Below are 20,020 nucleotides of genomic sequence, written 5' to 3'. Positions count from 1 at the left end.
CACTGAGAAGGCGCATGCGATGCGCTACTAACTAGAAATCAATGGCAGAAAAAAACACCAATAACACTACACAACTAGACTCAGGAACTTACGAGATCATCCAGAGCCGTTTGCTCAAGCAAAAGAATGACTTGCAGCAACGACTCCATGCTCTTAATGAAGAACGTAAAAAGGTCTTCGGTTCTCTAGAAACACGACTGATTGCAAACGACCGCGTGAATACAGAAAATAACTGTATCGCCCGTGATATTGTGACCATCGGTAAATACAGCATCTTTGGGTACAACGTGCATCTAGGATTGCGCACTGAGATGCAATTGAGCGATGTTTTTAGCATCTATGAGTTTGATCGTGATGGTGTGGATGGTGATGCGTTACGCTTTCGCGTAAGCGGGAACAAATTAAACCTCATCACAGATCCTATTTTTCAAACTGATTTTGAAAATCTGTACAAATACTATCGCAACACGATTTTTTCCAAGTTTGCGATTATGGGGAATTACCTGCATATGGTATTTCAACTTAGTGATTCTGTTACGGATATCAAGACCTTTAAATGGTTGATTGCTGATGGTAAATTGCAATATGTAGACAATCGTAGTGAGCATGAATATCGTTTTCCTGCACAATATGGTTTCCAGTGGAAAGAAGCTGGACGCGATAATCAACGTGCTGGTGTGCATGGACATGTATCGATTCTAGACAAGGTTTTTGTAGAAACTATAGGTGGTGATTTAACCATAAAGGTTGAAGATAATACCGACGATGGTCAGGGAATTTATCGTGAAGATGTAGAACATCGCGACCAGACACTAGATGACGGACAATATCGTTATGCCGATTTAGGCAATCTTATTGTTCTAGAAATAAAACCGTTTCAAGAAGAGCCTCGTTATTTTGTGTACAACCACAAGATTAAGGAAGTAGAACGCATCAATAGTATTGCAGAGGCTGCAGTATTGCTGCCAGATGATCAAGGTATTATTTTCCCAAGTGGTTATTACTTGCAAACTGGAGAGTATAACGTATTCCCTAGCGATGCTGGTAAATTAAAATTTCAGCAAAGAATCGCATCACCTAATGGTGAAGATCATTTGTATGTATTTTATAATGCCGCACAGGGATTGTATGTACTCATGTCTTACAATGTGATTGATCAAACAGTAAAGACACCTATCGTTTGTAATGGATTTACGATTTTAGAACAAGGTGAGTTGTGTTATTTCCGCACAGAAGATGAACAGACCAAGCATCACATGATGCAAATATGGCAAACACCATATTTAAAAGGTAATATCATGCCATCTGAGCATCAAGACACGATGTTATTTAAGATAGGTAACAAGGATATTGTTAAAGCTATGGCGCAGGCAAATGAGCTGCTCACGCTTCTTAACAAAGAAGATAGTTATGGTGGTTTATATGATGACATTGCACGTTCTTCAAAAGATATTCTAGATGCCTATTACTGGTTGCCTGAAGAAGAAACTAAACAAATTAATCTACCTCTTAACGAGATCAACAAAGCGTCTAACGCAGCAATTGACGAGTTTGAAAAAGTAAAACAGCTGCGCAAACAAGCAGCTGCAGATACTAGAGATATTTCTAAAAAGGCAGATGAGCTTTTTAGTAAAATTAAAAGCACCTCATTTAAGTCTATCAATGATTTTGTAGAGCTACTGACTCAGCTGCGCAGTTTGCGAGGTGAAGCGATAGGTCTTTATGAAATACGTTATGTAGATACCGATTTTATAAAAGGAATCGAAGAGCAAATCGTAGAACAAAATGAAGTGATCTCGCGTCGTGCGGTTACTTTTTTACTTGATGATAAAGCACTCGCTCCTTATCACGATGCTGTTGCCGAAAAGCAAAAAGCACTAGACGACACAAAAAAAGTGATCGAGATTAAAAATCTTGAGAAAGAAGTGAATCAAATTGCTGAAGATCTCGAGCTGTTGATAGACATCGTTTCTAATCTAGAGATAGAAGACACTTCTCACTCTACTAAGATTATTGAGAACATATCGTTGATTTTTGCCACCATCAATCAGGTAAAAGCGGCGATTAAGAATAAAGTAAAAACCGTAGGTAAAAAAGAAGCGCAAGCCGATTTTGCCGCGCAGTTAAAGCTGATTGACCAGAGTATAATCAATTATCTGGACATTGCAAACACACCAGAAAAGTGTGATGAGTTTCTTACCAAAGTTTCTATACAACTAGAAGAGTTAGAAGGGAAATTTGCCGACTATGAAGAGTACATTACAGAGATTATAGGCAAGCGTGAAGAGGTTTACGCCGCTTTTGATAATCGTAAAAGTAGTCTGGTAGAAGCGCGCAATAAAAAGGCAATGGCATTTCAAAATGCTGCAGAGCGTATTCTAAAAGGTGTTCAAAAAAGAGCACAATCCTTAGATAGCGTTACTGAAATCAACGGTTATTTTGCCAGTGATTTAATGATCAATAAAGTGCGCGACATCGTCGTGCAATTAAAAGATCTCGATGATGCCGGAAAAGCCGAAGCGATTGAAACAGCGCTTAAAGTGGCTCGTGAAGATGCTTTGAGAAAACTCAAGGATAAGAACGAACTTTATGAAGATGGTGATAACATCATCAAGCTGGGGAAACATAAATTTGGTGTTAATAAACAGCAGCTGGATCTTACCATTGTATTTAAGGATAATGCGCTGTTCTATCACCTAACAGGAACTGACTTTTATCAAGAATTGCATAATGAGATTCTCACACAATCTCAAGGAATATGGAATCAAGATTTGGTGTCTGAAAATAACCAAGTCTATAGATCTGCCTACCTCGCCTACTCTATTTTTAAATTTGGAGATAAAGAAGCTTTAAGAATAATGAGTCCGGCAGATTTGCTGACAACTGTTCAAGAAATCGCGAGTGGTAACTATTCTGGTGGTTATGTAAAAGGTGTTCATGACCATGACGCTGCTCAATATTTAAGTGTTTTATTACATAAACACCATGATCTGGGCTTACTTACTTATGATCCTGATACGAGAGCGCAAGCACAGTTTTACTGGAATGCACTAGATACCAAACATCAATCCAACCTCAACCGTATTTTGAAAAGTGCTGGTGAGGTATTATCTGTTTTTCCAGATAGTAAGGAGTACGACTTTATAATAGAAGAACTAGCTGATGAGATTTTTAAAACTTCTGAGTCTGCTAATAGTTTATCTATCGCAAGTTACTTATTCAATGAACTTAAAGACAATGATCATTTCACAGTAAGCACGAGCGCTATTCAATTAAAAGAAGCTTTTGAAAAGAAAATAAAATCTCAAAATGCCGATTTAAAATTTAAGAAAAGTCTAGAAGCTTGTGAGGACGAGAAGTCTAAAGTGGAACTGGTGAGACATTGGGTTTCCGCTTTCGCGAAAGCGGACTCAAAACAATCTTTACTGACATATATAAACGAATGTGTGGCAAACATACTTTATGGAGAGCTGACAGCTAATAAAACAGTTGCCATCTCACCTAGTGAAAACATCAATGGATTAAAAGGATCGCACCAGACGATTGAAGAAGGTGTGTTTGTGTTTAATTATCATGAGTTTGTACATACACTAGAGCACTTTACAACGATAAAAGTACCTGCTTATGAAACCTTTAGAAAAGCAAAGCAAGAGGTAACTGAAGAGTTAAAAGAGTCCTTGCGATTAGAAGAATTTAAACCACGTGTATTGAGTTCTTTTGTCCGTAACAAGTTGATCGATCAAGTATATTTCCCACTAATAGGTGATAATCTTGCCAAACAATTAGGTACGGTAGGTGATACAAAACGTACCGATCGCATGGGATTATTGCTACTCATATCACCACCAGGTTATGGTAAAACAACCTTGATGGAATATGTAGCAAACCGATTAGGCTTGATATTTATGAAAATAAATGGTCCAGCGATAGGTCATGAGATTACATCAGTAGATCCTGAAGCAGCAACTAATGCAGCAACGAGAGAAGAACTTAAAAAGCTGAATCTTGCTTTTGAAATGGGTGATAATGTGATGTTATATCTAGATGATATCCAGCACTGTAATCCTGAGTTTTTACAGAAGTTCATCAGCCTGTCTGATGGAACTCGTAAAATTGAAGGAGTTTATAATGGAAAGCCTAAAACCTACGATCTACGTAGTAAGAAATTTTGCGTGATTATGGCTGGTAATCCATATACGGAAAGTGGAGATAAATTCCAGATTCCAGATATGCTTGCAAACCGTGCTGATATTTATAATCTAGGTGATATTATAGGTGATACGGCTCATTTATTTGAGCTGAGTCTGGTAGAAAATGCACTAACTAGTAATCCCGTATTGCAACAGTTAAGTAACAAGCATTTTGACGATGTGTATGCGCTTATAGATCGTGTTCAAAACGGAGCAAGTGATAACGAGCTTAAAGGAAACCACAGTAATCAAGAAATAGCCGATTATGTTGCTGTACTTGAAAAGGTATTGAAAATACGTGATACCGTTCTTAAAGTGAATCAGACTTACATCGCAAGCGCAGGAATGGAAGACACATACCGTACGGAACCTAGTTTTAAACTACAAGGTTCTTACCGTGATATGAATAAACTGGTCGCTAAGGTTGTTCCTATCATGGATGATAAAGAGTTGCAAACGCTATTATTATCACATTATGAAAGTGAATCACAAACCTTAACTAGTGCTGCTGAAGCTAACTTATTAAAATATAAAGAACTCGTCAATACCATCACTCCAGAAGAGCAACAACGATGGGAAGACATAAAAGAGATTTTTGCTAAGAACAACAAGTTGAACGGACTTGGTGGGCAAAATCAGATGTCTCAAGTCTTGAGTCAAATGATGGATTTTACCGAGAATCTAGAAGGCATTAAAGAGGTGTTGAGGAAAGGATTGTCTAAGTAAAAACAAAAGTTAACCTTCAAAAAAACAGTCTTTTGAAATTCGTTTTCAGCTATAATAATTGACTTAGCGCACTAAAATCTTGATGCAATATTAACAGTAAGTGAAAAACTGTTAAAGTACTGGTTTTAAATTGTTAAAGACAATAAAATATGTAGTTTCGGCGTTGTATTTGTTCATATTATATTGAACTTAAAAAATTAAAATTTATATGTTATTAAAAGTGTCTGCTTTATTATTAGTGATGTTTACTAGTCTAGTTCACGCCACTGACAAACCTTTATTGCTGCTGGAAAATGCAAATCAAGAGGTTAGTGCTTATCAAGACGCTACATTACAATTAAGTTTACAAGAACAATTATACTCAAACAAGCGATGGCAAAGTTTAATTAAAAACAAAAGGCTGTCTGTAAGTCTTGTTGATTTATCAAACGATGGTGTTCGATATGCTAGTGTTAATGGTGATAATATGATGTATGCTGCTAGCATGCCTAAAATTGCTGTTTTATATACTGCTATGGATGCTATTGAGAAAGGTGATTTAGAATATACTGATGAAGTAAAGACAGATATGTGGTTGATGATTTCAAAATCTAATAATGCTGCTTCTACTAGAATGATTGATCGTGTAGGTTTTCAACGTATAGAAGATGTGATGTGCAATCCAGCAAATCCTTTTTATGATCAATATAGTAATGGTGGCCTATGGGTAGGTAAAAGATATGCCGCACAAGGAAGACGTCATCCTGAACCTATTAAAGGCTTAAGCCATGCTGCTACAACGGAAGCTGTCGCAAAACTATATTATCAATTAGCTACTGGCCAGCTAATTAACAATGAACGTAGTAGTGAAATGCTACAATATCTAAAAGACCCAAGTTTACATCACAAGTTTGTAAATACGCTAGATCAAATTGCTCCTGAAGCAGATGTCTATAGAAAAAGTGGCTCTTGGAAAAACTGGCACTGCGATAGTGTAATCGTATGGGATGATGAGCGCAAGAAGCATTATATTCTTGTTGCTATGGTAGAGTCGCCAGATGGAGAAAAAATTATTAGAAGTTTAGTACGACCTGCAGAAGCTGCATTAAACAAAACACCTATCTTGCTTCAAGACATCCAATCAGGTGAAACCATTAAACCAGCTCATATCTAATCTATTTGATATTAAGAAAAAGGAACTCTCCATAGCCTTATGGATGCAGTTATATCTTTTTCTTATTATAGGTGCATTGCTAGTAGTTAAACCTACTATCAATGCACTTTTTTTATCTACAGCTGGTGCAGATTCTCTTTCGATAGCGTTTATACTAACAGCTATCATTGCAGTAGTGATCTCTTTTTCATATCACAAACTATTAGAGCGATTTAATCTTAGATATATTATTAAATCTACGCTGTGGATATTTTCGGCTGCATTCTTTATTATCGGACTGCTCGTGATGTTTGAAGTAACCAACCTTTTTTTAGTTTATGCTTTTTACCTATTTGTAGGAATATATGCCTTATTGGTTACTTCTCAATTTTGGGTTTTGGCAAACGTTATTTTTAATATTAGAGAAGCTAAAAGGTTATTTGGATTTATAGGAGCTGGCGGAATTGCTGGTGGAATTGCTGGTGGATATGTTACTTCCATCCTAGTACCATTTACAGGTAATGGCGCTTTAATCATCTTAGCAAGTTTAATGATTGCTTGCTGCCCATATATCTATCAAAGAATTAAATCCCATAGTTATAAGGGTAAAATGAAATTAGAATTCAAAAAAAGAGAAAGTGTTTCTAAAGAACCTTCTATTAAATTAATATTTAATTCTAGACATTTAACTCATCTAGCAGGTGTCATAGGTATAGGTGTCTTAGTTGCAAAACTTGTAGACTATGAATTTAGCTATCTCGCCAGCCAGCAGATAGCAGACCCGATGGAACTCGCGTCCTTTTTTGGGTTTTGGTTTAGTACTTTTAATATAATCTCTTTGATTTTACAATTATTGATTACAAAGCGATTATTAGAAAACTTTAATATTGAGACCAATTTATTTTTTCTGCCAGCTGCGGTAATTACTTGTGCTCTATTACTTTTTGTAATGCCAGAATTATGGCTTGTAATTATCTTAAAAGGCTTTGATGGTAGCCTTAAACAGTCCTTACATAAAAGTGCATTAGAACTTCTTGCGATACCTATACCTAGTGACATAAAAAATAAAACAAAAACCTTTATAGATGTGGTTGTGGACAGTGTTGCTACCGGACTAGCTGGATTAGTTATAATTTTTGTTGTAAAAGGACTGAATCTTCCCAATCACATTATTACCGCATCGATTGCAATTCTTTCTATTTTCTGGATTTATTTAATTTTTAAAGTTAAAGACAGCTATCTAAGTATCTTTAAACAAAGTATTGTAAAAAGAGAAAAGTTAAGAAAAGAAAAAAATAATGTTGGAACTCTTATCGGTAATATGAAAATCATTTTTGAAAATGGTGGAACTGAGGATATATTATTGATGCTGCAAAAACTACCAGAAATAAGTCATTCCAGTTTAAGAGATCCAGTTCTGCAACTTCTTAATCATGAAAATAATAAGGTCGTTACAGCGGTAATTAATAATTTAGATTATGTAATCAATGAACCAGTCGCACAGGTACAAGATTTTATATATACAGATGACAGTGAATTGATTAATGCAGCAATGAATTATTTATTGAGCCACGAGCATATTTCTTATCAATTCTATGAAAATTATCTAGATGACGAAGATGATATGATAGCAACAGCTGCACTGCTAGCTCTAGCTGCGATTTCTCAAGAAAACCCTTTACTAGCCGAAAAGTATAATCTGAAGTTACGTATAGAACTATTCTCTAGTGAAATAGGTGACCAGAACATGCAAATAGCAGAACTTGCTCGACTTATAGAAACATTGGGATATGCTGCTACGACTAACTACTATTCAATAATTGACAACTATTTGAATCACAATAATAAAACTTTAAGAATTGCAGCGATTAAAGCTACTGGTCATACTAAGGATGTTTATTTCTTAAACACTCTTCTTGAAGGACTCATAGACGATGAATTAAAAAAATCGATTATTTCTTCCATTCAAAAAATGGGTAATAAATCTTTAAAAATCATAAGTCAGATTTATTCTAGAAAAAAAACAGAGAATGATTTCAGAAAAAAATTGCTTCATGTATTATACCATATAAAAACTAAAAAATCACACCGTTTAATTATTCAACTAACCCATCGAAGCGACATTTCTGTTAAGAAAAGAGCTTTTGAACTATTATTTAAATCTAGGATAGATGGAGGAAAATCGATTTTAAAAAAGAAGGAATTGATAAGATTTATAGATAAAGAGTCTGCTAAGTATAAAGAATTAGTAAGATTATATTGGTCATTAAAAATAAGCCAGCGCTCTGATAAAAGAACTAATGGTGTTATCTCTTTACTTGAAAAGAATACAATAGAGCAACTTATCACTAATGTTGATCAGTGCATTTCTGATCAACTAGAAATCATTTTTAACCTGTTATCACAACGTTATAATCCAGAGGATGTCTATGTAGCCTATAAGGGAATGATAAGTAAAGAAACTGTTTCAAGGCTTCATTCTATGGAATATCTTAATGGTATATTGAGTAGGGACTTAAAAAATATGCTCTTTCCACTATTTGAATTAGAATCACATACCTTATCCAGCGAAACTTTTGAATTTCAAGAACGAATACAACTATATGATCGCAGTAAAATGCTAGAAAAACTTCTTCTTATTCAAGAAAAAAAAGTGCATTCATTGAGTATTAAATTACTCGACTTGCAAGGTGAGCATTTAATCACCAGTATATTATCACATCTACCTACATCAAAAGCTTTAGAAATCAAAAATATTTTACTTTCTAAGGATAATGGTAAAACTAAAACTGCTTAATCAAATATCATCTGAATTATCAGTAGTTACTGCTTGTGAATCATGGTTAGTATTATTGATAGATCTGATAGTTTTATCTATAGCACTAGCTAAATACATATGATCACCAGCAGAGTTTTTACTAAGTATATTACTCATTAAACAGACCATATAATTAGTCCCATCTTCATGTTCTACAGTTATAATACTATTCATGTAATTATACCTGTTGCCCATGTATTTACCGCAAGGTGTGGACTTAGATTGATCACAACTATATAAACTACCTGATTTAAAGTATACGGCTGCAGTATCTAGTTGTGGACTGTAGGCGTATCTTATTCTTCGATCGGTCATATAGAGTAGTTTTTTTATTTCTAGACTACTCACCTCATCAATAACACAACCTTGTTCTAATTGTACCATAAATTTCATGAGACCTTTAGGTGTACCTATACTACCACCTTTACTACCTACATATTGATCAGGCCCATTAGTAAAAAAGCTACCTAATCGCCATTCATCATGGGTAATACCTATATTTCTTAATGGTTGATTTACTAAGTTAATAGCGATATCGGTTAATTCAGATTTATCAGCATTATTAAAATAGGCATCTGCCTCTTCTTGAGTTAAACCGAAATATGCGTCTCCAAAAACATGCATCAATAAAGCCTCACGCCAGACGATACTTGCTGCACCATTATTACTAACGCTCAACATATGATCTAACCATTCATAAAGACTAAACTGATCATTAAATACTACAGTACGTTTTACTAGCTTATCATATTCGAGATTTACTACTGGTATAGTATGGTGATCATAGAGACCCCAATTACCAGATTTCACTACTTTATTTTTTAATAATCGTTGCCTCACAGACCAATCCTCAGGACATAAATTGCGTAATTCATTAAAAAAAGCAGTCGCTACAGCTATTTTACCTACACTACCTGGTTGAAAACCTGAATTCTCATTAAGCTGTGCATACTTGGGGTTATTAAGATTACTGATATCCATAACCGCAATACCGTAACCTGAACTATTAGGAAATAGTTTGCGCATTTTAGATTGAAAATCTTTATCTACAACCATTAAAGAATCTACTGATTTTGTGTCCTCACAAAGCCATAAATTCACTTCATCACTTTTTTTAAAAGAGCCAGGTTTTAAATACCGTTCTACCAGAGTACTGTCTATAGTTTTCTCTAATCGTTTAAGACGTTTAATCCCTGTAGATTGATAACCATCAATAGGATAAAACATCGCTAAAACTAATACTGCAGACACTGAAATACTATACCTAAGAATATCCATTATAATGCGATTTGTTTATTAATAAGTAACTCAGTATTATAGTCTGTTTTCTGATCCAATTTCAATAAATAAGAGTTAGTTATAGCATTACTATTCTCCACAAATGGACGTATTTGAAATAGGTATAATTTATTATCCTTAAAGCCTAACTCAATATCCCATGCCCCATTATAGGACCCATCTTTAGAACTAGGCATGGTTTGATGTGCCTTTAAGGCAAACTGCCGTATTTCCTTAAGATTATCTTCAGTAATAATAGGATTATTAAAGTTGACAAATTCCATTTTAGAACCACCTTGAACAGGTAATTTACGCTGCAAGCGTTCTCTTGCCGGTGCAACTAGTTGACTATTTCCTTGTCCATCGACTATAAAAGTTTCTGCACTTTGCCCATCTACCGCTCCACCGGCGCCACGACTCATTGCAATCGTGATACCATCAGCATTTTGATGAACAAAATCTTTAGTAATCAACACACCACTATAATCCACATCTACTGTTGGGATTATTAAAATAGATGGATATACATTTTCTGGATTTTCTAGATATGCCTGTCGCCATTTAAAACTACGGTCTGTATAAGGACTAGCCCACACATCTCTTATTCCTTTTAATATTTTTTCTTCGCTCACCACATTAAAAACGGTCAGGTTTAAACCTGCACCGGTAAATTCCTCGAGATCCTCCATGTTTGTATCACTCCTTAAAAAAACTGGAACTTTACCCATATCGTCCCCTAGAATTCCTTTGAAATCCTTTTTTAACTCTTTTATAAATTCTGCTTTAATAGGCATTCTAGCTATGGCTTCCCTCAGAATCGCAAGTTGATCCAATTGATACTTTTCTACATCTGCTGTAGAGGACCCACTATCTTTTAATTGTCTCGCTTTCGCGAAAGCGGACTCCAGAAAATCCCAATAACTACCATCTGTTTCAGGCATATTTTGAGACATGTGATTTCTAAAAACTCCAAAAGGAATTATAACACCATTTACAACATGATCAGGAAATAACTGCTTCAATTGACCAAGATTAGCAGCTTTAGGACCACATAAAACTCCACTGTCTGCGCTATTAACACTAGCCATATCTACGGGCTCAACGATGTCTAGCTTCAATTTTTCTTCAGAGATGCGGATGGTTTTCTTCTCTTTCTGTTGATTCTTATTGAATAATGATTGCTCTTCGTTATCCATCTCGTTTGCAGGTTTTATAACCACTGCACCACGATCACTTACGGCATAAAACACCTGTTTACCATTATAATCCTTAAGGTCTGAAAGATTATCTGCACTGATGGCACTATTAGGAATTCCCAAGTTGCGCGCTAGTAATTGAACGTGAGAAACTAGATTACCTTCTGATACTGTAGCGATACCAGCGACTGGTTTTAAATCGCTAGGTGGATGGTCAAACACATATATTTTTTTAGGGTCTACAGTCATTCCTTCTGCATTACCTGTTACGACTACTAATTCTCCTTGAGTATATCCTGGATTAAGACCTCTTACAGTACTAATATTACTCAGTACTGGAATGTAAGTTGAACTACCTAACTGTCTTGAGATTAAACCAGAAAACTCACCTATTGAGGAACCTAGAGGTAATAGTAATGAACTGCGTATACGGTCATCATAAAATCCATAAGATAATGGTTCAAAACCGGTATATTCCTCTACAACATCTCCATAAATACTGTTGACCATACCTGTTCCCCAAGCGACCTGATTGCGAGCTACGTTTATGAAATCCATCAACCGGTTTGCTGTCATAGTTGCATCAGTACTTAACAGTAACTGATCCTCAACGGCATCCCATTCCCATTTCTCTACATAACCAGAGCTAGCCAATGCCTCGCTGAGCGCATGTACTTTATCTATATGTTCTCTTATTGTTGCAGGATTCCATTGTGATGACTTCTGAAATATCAATTCTTCTAGTCGTAAACTAAGTTCTAATGCACTGGTACGTCTGGTTCCTCTTCTATCTTCTTGAATATTATAGCGTATATCGCACATCAATCCTGATGCTGCTGTTATGATTATAGAAGGATCTGTCTCTTGGGCATAGGTCATAGAGAACCAATCTGTTTGCATTTTAATATAACTGTCATTATCCCAATCAGAAACCATTTGTGCAAGTTCACTAATGCTTACTGGTTCAAAAAACTCTTTCATGTCAGTTATAAGTTTTTGGAAATCAGCCAGCGTTTGCTCATTCAAGTCAGATTTATTAGCATCATACCACTCTTGAACCTGTTGGATATCTCTAGACTCTGGATTACCATGTATTTTAATCCTGATATCCATAAATTTAGGATACTTGTCTGCTATTACTTTACTAGTGCTTCTGATCTCTTGAGCTAGATTAGTATCTCCATCATGTGGTATATCTCTTAGGCTTTCTCTAATTAAAAAAAAGTCTTGATCTAAAATCTGGTTACTAGAGAGAATAGTATAGTAAAACTTGCGTCCCCATTCTTCCTCGTCTTCGATTTGCCTGGCACCACGATAAAATTTTGATTTTTCTTGAATCCATCCATTATCTACGCTTTCTAAATAACGCTGTAATTGATATTGCTTTATTCTACTGTGGTTGAAAGGAGCATCCCAAAAGTCCCATACATCGTTTGAGGCTAGTATTTCACCTAAATAAAGGTGTCTAGTTTTGGCTAGGTTTATGATATCTGATTTATAACTAGCATGTTGAATTCCACCACCTATGGCATCAGGACATGGATCTTTTGCATCTCTAATTGTTCCGTCTTCGCAAAACCAATTAATCTCTTTATAGGGACCACGATCTAAATCCTTATAAGTATCTATGAGGCTCGTTATTTTTTCATCATCATATTGTTGACCCCATAAAAAAACTGGAAATAACAGTAATAAATAAAAGTATTTAATAAACATGTAGCTGGTTTTACTCAAAGGTAAACAGCTAAGTTGTTAAAATAATGAGAATTTAGATAGGTTTATAATAAAAAGGCAGGACTACAACACTTCTCTTAACATGTTTATCAAGTCGTTCTCAGTATCCTTTCCTTTGTCTTTATTATACCAGTTTTGAAGTTCCTGTTTAAACTCAGGAGAAAGTGCCCCTTTTGCAGCTTTTTCATCTGCAACAAGTTGAGTCGCTTTAGTAGGTCTAGGACCCCAGGTTGTCACCGGTAGGCCAGTATTTTTATCTACAAGAATAAGTTTTGCAATAGCACGACCACCATTTGTTAAAAACTGATCCATTAATAACGGGTTTTCGTCACGCAATACCACCTTAAAATCCACACAAGCAGTTTGCGCTACCTTATTCATCATGGGCATAGTTTGGGCTGCATCACCACACCAGCTTTCGGTGATAATTAAAAAGTAAACATCTTTATCAAAAGAATTTAGAAACTCTTGATTTTCTGGTAAGATTTTTAAAGTCTTATCCAACCGTTTCATACGCTGGTTGTTGAGCTTAGTATACTCTGCGAGCGCTTCAGTTACCTCACTACCACTATTGGTTCCATTAACTGTATGCGCCTCTACAAAGGCTCTATACTGCTCATAAGATATAGACTTATCTGCGGCATCTTTTATTATCTGTTGTAATTCCATAATACAAATGTAAGTCAGCTTACAAGGTCTATAAAATGACAAATGTCACTGGTTATGTGAAATTATTCCCTAATATTTAAAGCGTCTACTTTCTTTCTTTTCACTATGCTTTTTCTTATCGTTTAAACGCTTACGCTTTACGGATTTAGGTGTGGTTCTTTTCTTTCTTAGTTTTTGCACTACTAAAGCTCCATTAAGCAACCCGATAAAACGTTTAAAAACTAATTCTTTGTTACTAGATTGACTTCTAGAATCTTGACAACTCAATTGCAATATACCATCCTTTGTCAATCGGTTTTGTAATTTTAATAAAACACGCTCATGTTCTACATCTGTAAATGCAATGCTTTTACCAGCATCCCATTCTAGCAAGACTTTAGTCGCAACCTTATTAGCGTGTTGCCCACCAGGTCCACTGCTCGCCACAGCTTTGTAATTTACTTCTCTATGTAGCTGACCTAGATCCATCTAATTTTGGTGTGCCGGTTTCAATAAGTCATTAACTGTTTTCACGGGATTGAAAGTAATTAAAGGAACTTCAACAAAAACACTGTTCCAATACGCCATTCCTCCATTCCATAAACCAGGAAGTTCTTGTGCTTTAATATCCATACCTAATCTAGATTTATGTGTTATAAAGCCAGTCTGCTCATCACAAAAATCTAACAGATTAAATTTCTCTCCTTTATAATCACGTACGGCACATACTAAATCTACTGGATTAAAGTGCGTACTTTTATTTACTATGGCTACTTGCTGCGTATTGCTTTTGTCTATTTGTGCACCTTCTATAATCTCTATAGAAAGTTCGCCTTTCTGATTATACACCCAAAAAGGCCCACCACCAGGCTCACCTTCATTTTTTACCATCCCACAAACCCTTAATGGTCGATTAAGACGATTAAATAAATATTCAAGCTGAAACTCTCTAGCATATTTTTTATAATCTGGTGGTAATACAGCACTTAATTGTATCATTAAAAACTCTTCTATCTCAGCTTTAAGAATTTCATCGACTTTATTCTCATCGATAAGTCTTAAATATTTAAAACATTGCTCTTGTAAGGTTAATAAAAGACCAGCTAGTGATTTCTTATAATCGCCTACCTCTTGCTCCAGCGATGACACAGTAACATTATCTATATTCTTTATAAAAATAATGTCAGCATCAAGTTCATTGAGATTCATTAATAAAGCTCCATGCCCAGACGGCCTGAAGAAAAGATCACCAGTTTCAGTAACTATAGGTTGATTATTATAATCTACAGCTATGGTATCTGTAGAGGACTTTTGATGCGAAAACTCAATTTCAAATTCTGTACCTGTTTTAGATTCTACTATTTTTTCAATCCGGTCAAATTCGGCGTTGAAATGATCTTTAAAGTCCTCGGCAATTGTAAAGTGCAGTCTTGCCTGTTTATTTGTTGATGCATAGATACTAGCTTCAAACAAATGCTCTTCAAATGCAGTTGTGTTGTGGTCCTTGTATCTGTGAAATGGTACGAGACCTTTAGGCATGTTCCCATAATTAAGGCCATTTATTTCTAGCATTTGTTTCACAAACAAAATTTTCTTCTCTCGATCTGCTTTTGCATGCCACTCATTATAGGTTGTTCTTAATGAAGCCATTACCTCATCATAAAACGGGAATTTTTCTATAGCAATAAAAAATGTGAATAATTCTTGTGCTCTATTTTTATTAATGAAAGAATTGATAGAATCCTCACACGGATCAAAATCCTTTAAAAACTCGTGTAAAAACTTAAACATTCTAGTTGCTGCACCACTAGCTGGAACAAATTTGAGAATTTGTAAATGATCAAGCCTTTCTTCATACAAACGTTGATATCGAGAGTGATCTGAATTATGAAGTTTTAATATACCATCTGACACCACTGCTGGTCGATCTAACTTTACAACGGGAAATCCTATCTTAAAACGCTCAATTTGCTTTAAGATCGTATCTGTAGTGATATTTTTACTTTCCAGTTGCGCTAGTTGTTGTTTAGTAAACTTGATCATTTAGACTCATTTTCTATCGCCTTTATTGCATTTTCAAATCTTTGAGAATCTAACCCATCCACGATTTTATAAGGCTTATTAAACTTATTGAGTGCCGCTAGAAACAACTCAAACATTTCTTCTCGACGTTCTGGCCGGTCTCGCAAATCATCTGGAGTCCATGGAACGTCTACTTGTAATAGTAAATATAACTCATATGATGATTCTTCCACAGCATTTATAAGTTCTTGCGGCGCCTGATTGAAATATGCCATGCAATACACATAGGTTTCTAACACATCTGTATCACAAAAAAGATAATCCTGAGCTTTATTTACTGCTTTGTTTTCTAGATTTCTTTGACCTATTGCAATAGGTAAGATATCGTCATAACTACAAACTTCTCCAGTATGGTTAAATTTATCCTGCAGATATTCTCTAGCAAATTCTTCTATTAAGACAGTATTGTAATGTTGAGCTAGCTTTCGCGAAAGCGTACTCTTACCAGTGCTTTCTGGTCCATATAAAACTATTCTTTTCCCAGAATAGGCTGCTTGTTGAGGTATTTTTTCCATTCTAAATAACCGTAGTAAGCAATAATAGCGAGAAATAAATAAAGTAGTGCACTGAAACTGTATCCTTTATAAAAATATAACGGTACTGAAATAACGTTACCTACCATTAAAACTAGCCAATGTTCTAGTTTACGACGTGCCATCAACCACATACCAGCAAAAAATATCCCAGTGGTCAACATATCGATGTAGGATACTATACTTTCTAAACGATTCGTTACAAAATATAACACATAAACACCTACAGCAGTAGACAGTAATAATAGAAAGCTATGAATCCATTCTTTATCACTAGTAATAGTTATAGGTGTTTCATGAGTCGCATCTACCTTGCGTGTCCAAATGTACCAGCCATAAACACTCATGATAAAATAGTAAGCATTGATAAGCATATCGCCTAATAAATTCCATTGAAGCAATAAATAGACAAAAATTAAAGTGCTTAAAATACCAAAGGGAAACACCCATATTTTATTCTTAAAAGAGTAAATCACACTGATAATAGAAGCTATTATGGCAACTACCTCTAACAATATATGAGAAACTTTATAGTCCCTATACTGACCAAAAAGGAATTCTATAACCTCGCTCATCTAAAAAAATGGTTCATAATCACTACGATCTGTCTTTACTACTTTCATATAGAATAAAACAGCTTTAGTTTGTTCCATACTTTTCGACATTTCTCGAGTTAAAAACTGCATTAATGGCACAAAATCCCCATAAATTTGAGTCGCCAGCGGATTTTCTAATACCGTAAATTCAGACTCGCGTAGGGTTTTTATGAAATCAATGATGTGCTGTTCATAATCGTCTTGTAATGGCGACATAGTTAATTCAATAGATGCTTTCATGATTAGTTTTTAATTCCAATTAATTTTTTGCTCAATTGCTGTACCGATAACGAGCATATCAGCGCCAGCTAGATAGCTAGATTTTAATTGTTGTAAAGATCGCAAGCCACCGCCAACTATTAAAGGAATCTCCAGCTGATTTTTTACAGATTTTATGATTTCTGGATTTACTGGTGTAATAGCACCACTACCAGCTTCTAAATAAATTAATTGATTACCCATTAACTGGCCAGCAAATGCTGTATGAATTATAGAATCAGCATCATGTTGAGATAATGGCAGAGTTTGAGAAACGCGTTGTACTGCACTTTCATGACCGCCATCGATTAACAAATATCCTGTGGGCACGATTTCCAACTGACTTCTTAATAATTGGGCAGCAGCCTGCCGTTGTTGTCTTATTAAATAATCAGGATTGTCTCCAGAAATTAAATTGAGAAACAACAAGCCATCAGCATTTTCGGTGAGTTGGTGATGTGAACCAGGAAAGATAACAATCGGTATCTTTATAATTTCCTTTGCGGCGAGTATCCATTTATCGAGATCTACATTTATCATCGTGCTACCACCTACAAAAAGTACAAAGTACTCTACACTTAACTCTGTCTGTATTAGAATTCTGAGATTATTAATGTGATCAAAAGTCTCTATTAAATCTTCAATCCTTGTTTTTTCTGGATCTAACAAGAATGCCATAGTACGCTGGCTTTCCTTTATCGTTCTTAAAACATTATGCATTATGAGCAGGAAGTATATATGCCATCATAAAGTTTTCTAATCGTTGGAAATATACATCATACTTAAAATTATCTCCGTTATAGACTATTCTAGATATCGTGTGGTTTAAATCCATTTCAAAGGGCTCTACATAACAATGCGCTTTAAAACCAAGACCTTTTGTCCCATAAAGTTTATACATTGATTCTTTTGCACCCCAAATTACCGTTAATGGTTCTATAGCGTCCTCTAATTCTGTAACAAACTCTTCCTCATAGCCTATAAACTTTGGAGCGATACGCTTAATTTTATCTCGTAACTTCTCAATATCTATCCCTACAAGTTCATTACTTATGATAATTGCCGTGAATTCATAACTATGCGTGATGGATATATTCATACCGTCATCTAGGTGTGGTTTACCATCTACATTGTAATACAGATTTTGATCTGTGTAACCAGCTTCTCTCAAAAGATGTCTTATACTCAAGAAGCCACGCCTGTGCAACTCAGAACTCATAGTAAATAATCTATTAATAGAGTTCTCAGAGAGTTCCAGTCCAGTACGCAACCACGCCTCAGACTCAGTTATCTTCCAGACATATACGGTAGTATTTTCTCTATTTGTTAGGGTTTTGTAAAGAGGCACGAGAATCGATTAGTTTTTTGTAAATTTGCAGCCGCAATTTAAGCAAATAACAGCTTTTAATTTGTTGATTTTTAAACATATCAACGACATAAAGCTAACATATTAAAATTCATTATGAGTACAAACACAATTCCATACGTTCCATACAAAGTAAAAGATATCACTCTTGCTGAGTACGGAAGATTAGAAATAGAGCTTGCAGAAGCTGAAATGCCAGGTCTTATGGCATTACGTGAAGAATATAAAGAATCACAACCACTTAAAGGATCACGTATCGCTGGATGTTTACACATGACTATACAGACTGCTGTACTAATTGAGACTCTAGTTGCATTAGGCGCAGACGTAACATGGTCATCATGTAACATATTCTCAACTCAAGATCATGCTGCTGCTGCAATTGCTGCTGCTGGTATACCAGTATATGCTTGGAAAGGAATGAGTGAAGAAGAATTCAACTGGTGTATTGAACAAACGCTATTCTTTGGTGAAGATAGAAAGCCACTAAACATGATACTAGATGATGGTGGCGATTTAACTAATATGGTATTTGATGAATTCCCAGAACTAGCAGCTGGAATTAATGGTTTATCTGAGGAAACAACCACTGGAGTTCATAGACTATATGAGCGTATGAAGAATGGTACTCTGGTTATGCCTGCTATCAATGTAAATGACTCTGTAACAAAGTCTAAGTTTGATAATAAATACGGTTGTCGCGAGAGTGCTGTAGACGCTGTACGACGTGCAACTGATACGATGCTTGCTGGAAAGCGCGTTGTAGTTTGTGGATATGGTGATGTAGGTAAAGGTACCGCAGCTTCTTTCCGTGGTGCAGGATCTATTGTAACAGTAACTGAAATCGATCCTATTTGTGCATTACAAGCCGTAATGGATGGTTTTGAAGTAAAACAATTAGAGAATGTAGTAGGAAACGCAGATATCGTTATCACAACTACAGGAAATAAAGATATTATACGCGGTGAGCATTTCAAAAGCATGCGTGATAAAGTAATCGTTTGTAACATCGGTCACTTTGATAATGAAATAGACGTTGCTTTCTTAAATGAGAACTACGGTAGTTCTAAGGTAGAAATCAAACCACAAGTTGATAAGTATACGATTGATGGTAAAGATATCATCTTACTAGCTGAAGGTCGTTTGGTAAACTTAGGTTGTGCAACAGGTCACCCTAGTTTTGTAATGAGCAACTCTTTTACAAATCAGACTCTTGCTCAAATCGAATTATGGACTAACGCAGATGCATATAAAAATGAAGTTTATATGTTACCTAAACATCTTGATGAAAAAGTAGCAGCATTACATCTATCAAGAATGGGCGCAGAGCTTACAGTTCTTAAGAAAGATCAGGCAGATTATATAGGAGTAGAGGTTGAAGGACCTTTCAAGCCAGAATATTACAGATATTAATATTTAACCTTTTGCTTGGGTATTAAGTTTTATTTTTTAACTTAACACTT

At 35.4% G+C, this 20,020-nt stretch carries 14 protein-coding genes; 4 read left to right on the top strand and 10 right to left on the bottom strand.

The features are described from left to right. The first annotated feature begins 41 nt into the window (after positions 1–41). The 3 genes from IL45_RS10545 (at position 42) to IL45_RS10535 (ending at position 8,845) form a co-directional block, all read left to right on the top strand. Positions 42–4,916 carry a DNA repair ATPase gene (locus IL45_RS10545; RefSeq protein WP_036583641.1) on the top strand — a complete coding sequence of 1,625 codons (4,875 nt, stop codon included), beginning with the start codon at positions 42–44 and terminating at the stop codon, positions 4,914–4,916. 208 nt (positions 4,917–5,124) lie between these two features. Beyond that, on the top strand, positions 5,125–6,069 hold the full coding sequence (locus IL45_RS10540; RefSeq protein ID WP_036583638.1) for a serine hydrolase: 945 nt from the start codon (positions 5,125–5,127) through the stop codon (positions 6,067–6,069). Continuing rightward, the gene (locus IL45_RS10535) at positions 6,041–8,845 is read left to right on the top strand and encodes an NTP/NDP exchange transporter (protein WP_146128642.1); all 2,805 of its coding nucleotides are present in this window, start codon (positions 6,041–6,043) and stop codon (positions 8,843–8,845) included. Before IL45_RS10540 ends, IL45_RS10535 begins: the two co-directional genes overlap by 29 nt. Here the strand turns inward: IL45_RS10535 and IL45_RS10530 are convergent, their stop codons facing one another. From IL45_RS10530 to IL45_RS10485, 10 genes are all read right to left on the bottom strand, one after another. Further along, positions 8,846–10,144 carry a serine hydrolase gene (locus IL45_RS10530; protein WP_036583634.1) on the bottom strand — a complete coding sequence of 433 codons (1,299 nt, stop codon included), beginning with the start codon at positions 10,142–10,144 and terminating at the stop codon, positions 8,846–8,848. Next, positions 10,144–13,056, bottom strand: a complete 2,913-nt coding sequence (locus tag IL45_RS10525) for a PEP/pyruvate-binding domain-containing protein (protein ID WP_036583632.1) — start codon at positions 13,054–13,056, stop codon at positions 10,144–10,146. Before IL45_RS10525 ends, IL45_RS10530 begins: the two co-directional genes overlap by 1 nt. Positions 13,057–13,137: 81 nt before the next feature. Further along, positions 13,138–13,743 (bottom strand): thioredoxin family protein, encoded by a 606-nt coding sequence (locus tag IL45_RS10520; RefSeq protein WP_036583629.1) that lies wholly within the window; start codon positions 13,741–13,743, stop codon positions 13,138–13,140. A 69-nt stretch (positions 13,744–13,812) separates the two neighbouring features. Beyond that, positions 13,813–14,211 (bottom strand): alternative ribosome rescue aminoacyl-tRNA hydrolase ArfB, encoded by a 399-nt coding sequence (gene arfB / locus IL45_RS10515; protein WP_036583627.1) that lies wholly within the window; start codon positions 14,209–14,211, stop codon positions 13,813–13,815. Continuing rightward, on the bottom strand, positions 14,212–15,765 hold the full coding sequence (locus tag IL45_RS10510) for a DUF4301 family protein (protein WP_036583625.1): 1,554 nt from the start codon (positions 15,763–15,765) through the stop codon (positions 14,212–14,214). Next, positions 15,762–16,319, bottom strand: coding sequence for an AAA family ATPase (locus tag IL45_RS10505; protein ID WP_036583623.1), 558 nt, complete (start codon positions 16,317–16,319; stop codon positions 15,762–15,764). Before IL45_RS10505 ends, IL45_RS10510 begins: the two co-directional genes overlap by 4 nt. Beyond that, entirely contained in the window at positions 16,274–16,912 is a 639-nt protein-coding gene (gene pnuC / locus IL45_RS10500; RefSeq protein WP_036583620.1) for a nicotinamide riboside transporter PnuC, read from the bottom strand. Before pnuC ends, IL45_RS10505 begins: the two co-directional genes overlap by 46 nt. Further along, positions 16,913–17,173: a hypothetical protein gene (locus IL45_RS10495; protein ID WP_036583616.1), complete on the bottom strand. Its 261-nt coding sequence runs from the start codon at positions 17,171–17,173 to the stop codon at positions 16,913–16,915. Between the two features lie 9 nt (positions 17,174–17,182). Further along, the gene (locus IL45_RS10490) at positions 17,183–17,869 is read right to left on the bottom strand and encodes a geranylgeranylglyceryl/heptaprenylglyceryl phosphate synthase (RefSeq protein ID WP_235183341.1); all 687 of its coding nucleotides are present in this window, start codon (positions 17,867–17,869) and stop codon (positions 17,183–17,185) included. 34 nt (positions 17,870–17,903) lie between these two features. Next, positions 17,904–18,539, bottom strand: coding sequence for a 4'-phosphopantetheinyl transferase family protein (locus IL45_RS10485; protein ID WP_036583612.1), 636 nt, complete (start codon positions 18,537–18,539; stop codon positions 17,904–17,906). Between the two features lie 114 nt (positions 18,540–18,653). Between IL45_RS10485 and ahcY the strand changes: the two genes are divergently transcribed. Next, the gene (ahcY, locus tag IL45_RS10480; RefSeq protein ID WP_036583610.1) at positions 18,654–19,970 is read left to right on the top strand and encodes an adenosylhomocysteinase; all 1,317 of its coding nucleotides are present in this window, start codon (positions 18,654–18,656) and stop codon (positions 19,968–19,970) included. The last annotated feature ends 50 nt before the right edge of the window (positions 19,971–20,020 follow it).

Origin of the sequence: Nonlabens ulvanivorans, assembly GCF_000732625.1 — a bacterium.
Classification (GTDB): Bacteria; Bacteroidota; Bacteroidia; order Flavobacteriales; family Flavobacteriaceae; genus Nonlabens; species Nonlabens ulvanivorans.
Note: the sequence above shows the minus strand (reverse complement) of the source record. Positions and strands in the feature narration are given on the sequence as shown.